The organism is Saccharothrix hoggarensis (genome assembly GCF_042678885.1).
Taxonomy (GTDB): Bacteria; Actinomycetota; Actinomycetes; order Mycobacteriales; family Pseudonocardiaceae; genus Actinosynnema; species Actinosynnema hoggarensis.
Window position 1 is genome coordinate 1 of sequence record NZ_JBHTLK010000350.1, and the last position, 4731, is coordinate 4731.

6 protein-coding genes and 2 pseudogenes are annotated in these 4731 nt (G+C 74.5%); 5 read left to right on the forward strand and 3 right to left on the reverse strand.

Going from position 1 to position 4731, the window contains the following annotated elements:
• Window positions 1–543, forward strand: a pseudogene (locus ACFQ3T_RS34385) (ABC transporter permease); the annotation flags it as partial.
• Here ACFQ3T_RS34385 and ACFQ3T_RS34390 read toward each other — a convergent pair.
• Window positions 439–846 (reverse strand): YjbQ family protein, encoded by a 408-nt coding sequence (locus ACFQ3T_RS34390; protein WP_380729953.1) that lies wholly within the window; start codon window positions 844–846, stop codon window positions 439–441. The pseudogene ACFQ3T_RS34385 and the gene ACFQ3T_RS34390 overlap by 105 nt on opposite strands.
• Window positions 847–906: 60 nt before the next feature.
• Here ACFQ3T_RS34390 and ACFQ3T_RS34395 point away from each other — a divergent pair, with 60 nt between their 5' ends.
• From ACFQ3T_RS34395 to ACFQ3T_RS34410, 4 genes are read left to right on the forward strand one after another with little or no spacing between them, the layout of a single operon-like run.
• Window positions 907–1683 (forward strand): SDR family NAD(P)-dependent oxidoreductase, encoded by a 777-nt coding sequence (locus tag ACFQ3T_RS34395; protein WP_380729955.1) that lies wholly within the window; start codon window positions 907–909, stop codon window positions 1681–1683.
• Window positions 1684–1709: 26 nt separating this feature from the next.
• On the forward strand, window positions 1710–2189 hold the full coding sequence (locus tag ACFQ3T_RS34400) for a DUF4442 domain-containing protein (protein WP_380729957.1): 480 nt from the start codon (window positions 1710–1712) through the stop codon (window positions 2187–2189).
• A 7-nt stretch (window positions 2190–2196) separates the two neighbouring features.
• Window positions 2197–3204 (forward strand): aminotransferase class V-fold PLP-dependent enzyme, encoded by a 1008-nt coding sequence (locus ACFQ3T_RS34405; protein WP_380729959.1) that lies wholly within the window; start codon window positions 2197–2199, stop codon window positions 3202–3204.
• Window positions 3205–3259: 55 nt separating this feature from the next.
• Complete coding sequence (locus ACFQ3T_RS34410) at window positions 3260–3979, forward strand: hypothetical protein (protein WP_380729960.1); 720 nt, start codon at window positions 3260–3262, stop codon at window positions 3977–3979.
• A 38-nt stretch (window positions 3980–4017) separates the two neighbouring features.
• Here ACFQ3T_RS34410 and ACFQ3T_RS34415 read toward each other — a convergent pair whose 3' ends face one another.
• Both ACFQ3T_RS34415 and ACFQ3T_RS34420 read right to left on the reverse strand, forming a co-directional pair.
• Entirely contained in the window at window positions 4018–4446 is a 429-nt protein-coding gene (locus tag ACFQ3T_RS34415) for a ferritin-like domain-containing protein (RefSeq protein ID WP_380729962.1), read from the reverse strand.
• Window positions 4443–4731: pseudogene (locus tag ACFQ3T_RS34420) on the reverse strand (hypothetical protein); the annotation flags it as partial. The gene ACFQ3T_RS34415 and the pseudogene ACFQ3T_RS34420, both read right to left, overlap by 4 nt.

Genomic DNA, 4731 nt, shown 5'->3' on the forward strand with positions numbered 1-4731 from the left:
GCCGCGGCGTTCACCGCGCTGGCACGGCGTCCGAACCTGGTCGGCCGGCTCGTCGTCGCGGCCGCCGCCACCGTGCTCGGCGTCGGCGTCGTGGCGGGCCTGTTCGCGCTGTGGGACTCCGCGCTGCCGCTCGGCTGGGACGTCCTCGGCTACCTCGCCCTGGTCGGCGGGTCGTTCGTCCTGGTCCAGCTCGCGCTGCTGCGGCTGCTCGGCCTCCGCGCGATGGCCGTGCTCGGACCCCTGTACCTGGTGGCGCCCGCCGTCGCCGGCCAGGTCCCGGAGCTGCTCGACCCCGCCTACCGGACCCTGCTGTGGTCGTGGACGCCGTTCCGGTTCTCCGCCGACGGGCTGCGCGCCCTGGTGGCCGGCACGTCGCCCGACGCCGCCCAGGTGTGGGTGTTCGCGGCGCTCGCCGTCGTCGGGCTCGCCGTGCTGCTGCTACCCGGCCAGGAACGAGAGCCGGACCTTGCGGACGGGGTTGTCGACGTTGGTGTCGACCAGGCAGACGGACTGCCAGGTGCCCAGCGCCAGCACACCGCCTAGCACCGGGATCGTCGCGTAGGGCGGCACCAGCGCGGGGAGCACGTGGTCGCGGCCGTGGCCGGGCGTCCCGTGGCGGTGCCGCCAGCGGCCGTCGGCGGGCAGCAGCTCCCGCAGCGCGGTCAGCAGGTCGTCGTCGCTGCCCGCGCCGGTCTCCAGGATCGCCAGGCCAGCCGTGGCGTGCGGCACCCAGACGTGCAGCAGCCCGTCGCCGTCCACGTCGGCCAGGAAGTCCTCGCACGCCCGCGTCAGGTCGTGCACGACCTCGCGCGAACCGGTGCGGATCTCGATCTCTTCACTGCGCACCCCCGGCATTCTGCCGGTAAATGGCGTGCGGGCGCGCGGCGCGCGCGGCACGATCCGGCTGTGATCCACACCGCGATCGTCACCGGCGCGAACCAGGGCATCGGGGCCGCGACCGCCAAGGCCCTCGCCGCGCGCGGCGTCAACGTCCTCATCACGTACCTGCGCTTCACGCCGCCGGCGGACGACAGCCTGCCGGAGGCCTACTTCACCGCCCGCGAGTCCGGCGCGGAGGCCGTCGTCACCGCCATCGCCGAGGCGGGGGGCCAGGCGCACGCCGTCGAGGCCGACCTCGCCGACCCGCAGGCGCCCGCCGCGCTGTTCGACACCGCCGAGGAGGTCTTCGGCCCGGTGGACATCCTGGTCAACAACGCCTCCAGCTGGGTGCAGGACACCTTCCTGCCCGACGAGGCCGACGGGTTCGGCCGGGTGCTGCGGCCCGTCTCGGCGGAGACGTTCGACGCCCAGTTCGCGGTGGACGCCCGCGCCGGCGCGCTGCTGATCGCCGAGTTCGCCCGGCGGCACGTCGCGCGCGGCGGGACGTGGGGCCGCATCGTCGGCCTGACGTCCGGCGGCCCGCTCGGCTTCCCGACCGAGGTGTCCTACGGCGCGGCGAAGGCGGCGCTGGACAACTACGCCATGTCCGCGGCGGGCGAGCTGTGGCCGCACGGCGTCACGTCGAACGTGGTCAAGCCCGGCGTCACCGACACCGGCTGGGTCAACGACGCGGTGCGCGCCGCGCACGACGTGTCGCGGCCCGAGGACGTGGCCGCGGTGGTGGCGTTCCTGTGCTCGGACGAGGCGGCCAAGGTGACCCGGAACGTGATCACCCTCCACTGACATTACCCGCTGGTAACATGCGGGACGTGAAAGCTTCCCGGCTGCGCCGCGGCATGAACCTGTGGCCACCGTTCCTGTTCGCGGGCATCCGCGTGCTCGAACTGTCCGACGACTACCGCCACGTCCGCGTCCGGCTCCGGATGCACTGGTGGAACCGCAACTACGTCGGCACCCACTTCGGCGGCTCGCTGTTCGCGATGACCGACCCGTTCTGGATGCTGCTCGTGCTGCACCACCTCGGCCGCGAGCACCTCGTGTGGGACCGCGCCGGCGAGATCGACTTCGTCAAGCCCGGCCGCGGCGACGTGTTCGCCGAGTTCCGGCTCACCGACGAGCAGCTGGACGAGGTCCGCACCCGGACCGCGGACGGCGGCAAGGCGCTCGTGTGGTTCTCCACCGACGTGGTGGACGAGCACGGCGACGTCGTGGCGCGCACCCGCAAGCAGGTCTACGCCCGCCGCAAGAACCGCAATTCGGTGGACGGCGAGGCGGCCAAGGCCATGTGATGGCCCCATGCGCGCAGCCTTCGGCACGACCTTCGACGTCCCCCTCGGCTACCTGAACACCGCGAGCATCGGCGTCCCTCCCGCTCCCACCGCCACGGCCGTCGCCGACGCCGTGCGCCGCTGGTCGACCGGGGCGGACGGGCCCGCCGCCGTGGACGAGCACGTGACGACCGCCCGCACCGCGTTCGGGCGTCTCGTGGGCGTGCCGGGGGACCGCGTGGCGATGGGCGCGTCCGCGTCCCAGCTGGTGGCGCTGGTCGCGGCCGGGCTGCCCGCCGACGCCTCGGTGCTCGTCGCGCGCGGCGAGTTCACCAGCCTCACGTTCCCCTTCGCGGCCCGCGGCCTGCGGGTCACCGAAGTCGATCTGGAGGAGGTCCCGTCCGCCGCCCCCGGCCACGACCTCGTCGCGGTGAGCGTCGTGCAGTCCGCGGACGGCCGGATCGTCGACCTCGACGCGCTCCGCGCGACCGGCGTGCCGGTGCTGCTGGACGCCTCCCAGGCCGTCGGCTGGATGCCGCTGCGGCTCGACTGGGCGGACTGGGTCGTGGCCGTCGGCTACAAGTTCCTGATGTCGCCGCGCGGGTGCGCGTGGCTCGCCTGCTCGCCCTCGGCGCTGGAGCGCACCGTGCCCGCGGCGGCGAACTGGTTCGCAGGTGACGACCCCTGGTCCACGGTGTACGGGCTGCCGCTGCGGCTCGCGCCGGACGCCCGGCGCCTCGACCTCTCGCCCGTCTGGCTGTCCCAGTACGGCGCGGCGACGTCCCTGCCGTACCTCGCGTCGCTCGACCTCGCCGACGTCCGCGACCACGTCGTCGCGCTGGCCGATTCCCTGCTCGACGGCCTCGGCCTGCCGGCCCGCGGGTCGGCGATCGTGTCGCTCGACCTGCCGGGCGCCGGTGAGCGGCTGGAGGCCGCCGGGGTGCGGTCCAGCCTGCGCGCCGGACGGGTCCGGCTGGCGTTTCACCTGTACAACACGGCGGAGGACGTCGATCTGGTGCTCGCAGCGCTCAGGTGACCCGCGTCCGTTACCGTGGGTCTTTGTGTCGGTTCCTCCCGAATCACCCGAAGAGGTGACGCAGCGGATTCCGCCCCTCCGGTCGTCGGACACGGCGCCGCTGTGGCGGTCGGAGATCGGTCAGCTCGACTCGCTGCTGAGCTCGCCGCCGCCCCCACCCCCGCCTCCGCCGGCGGCGCGGTCGCGGCGTGGCCTGCTGCTCAAGGGGCTCGGGCTGCTCGGCGTCGCGCTCGTGTCCGGGCTGGTCTGGATCGCCGTGACCGGCAAGGAGCAGCAGACCGGCACGCCGACGCCCACGTCCGCGCCGCCCGGCGGCGAGTTCACCTTCGCCGTGTCCCCGGACGTCCCCGAGCCGCTGAAGGACAGCAGCTGCGCGCCGCACGCGTACGGCGAGACCCAGCGGTTCCTGACCGCCACGCCGTGCCAGCAGCTCACGCGCGGTCTGTACACAACGACGACCCCCGACGGGGTGACGGTGTACACGTCCGTGTCAGTGGTGCGCATGAAGACCGCCGAGGACGCGGCCAAGCTGAAGGAGCTCACCACCCGCGACGGCACCGGGAACGTCAACGACCTGGTGAAGGACGGCGCGGTGCGCGTGCCGAACCTGCCGACGCTGGCGAACGGCGGCTTCGCGGCGCGGCAGGACGACCGGGACGTGATCATCATCGAGTCGGACACCGTCCGCCACGGCAAGGACGAGGCCGAGCACGTCAAGCTGATGAAGCGGATCAGCAACGACGCGTTCCGCCTGGCCGCCGACCTGAACCGCTGACCGGGACCGGGGTCCCCGGCGAGGATTCCCGCGTCGCGTCAGCCCACCCCGGCGCCCGGGAACGCGATCGACGTCGGCGTCACCCCGGCCACCTTCCGCCACCGCGTCGCCCGCACCGCGGACACGGTCAGCGCGTCCAGCGCCGCCTGCCGCAACGCCGCCTCGTCCGTGCGCTCCAGCACGCCCCGCCACGCCACGCACGCGTCCGTCTCCGCCGTGATCAACGCCGCGATGGCCGACGCCGCGCTGTCCACCGGCTCCGGCGGCAGGTAGGCCGCCGCGGGCGGGCGCGGGGCGGCTCCCCGGTCGCGCAACCACCGCTCCGTCGCGTCGCGCCGCGCCCGGTGCGCGGTCGCGCCCGTCGCCACGTCCGCCGCCTGCTGCTGGATGAACGCGCTGACCAACCCGTACGTCCACACCGCCGCGTGCTCCGCGGCCAACGCGTCCTGCACCGCGTCCACGCTCACGACAACGCCTCCACCAGGCTCGCGCACCCGGCCGCCACCGAGGCGACCAACCCCACCCGGTGCGCCTCCACCGACGCCACCAGCTCACCGGCCTGCTTCTGCGCCGCCTGCAACGCCGGCACCAGCGCCTCCCGCGACGCTCCCGCAGGCGGCGCCACCGAGGCGGACGTCGAGGGCGGCGCCGACGAACCCGGCACCCGCGGCGTGGCCCGGTCCACCTCGGCCTGCAGCTTCACGGCGTGCTCCTCGCGCACCGCCGCCGTCTCCGGCGCGCCGACCGCCGCG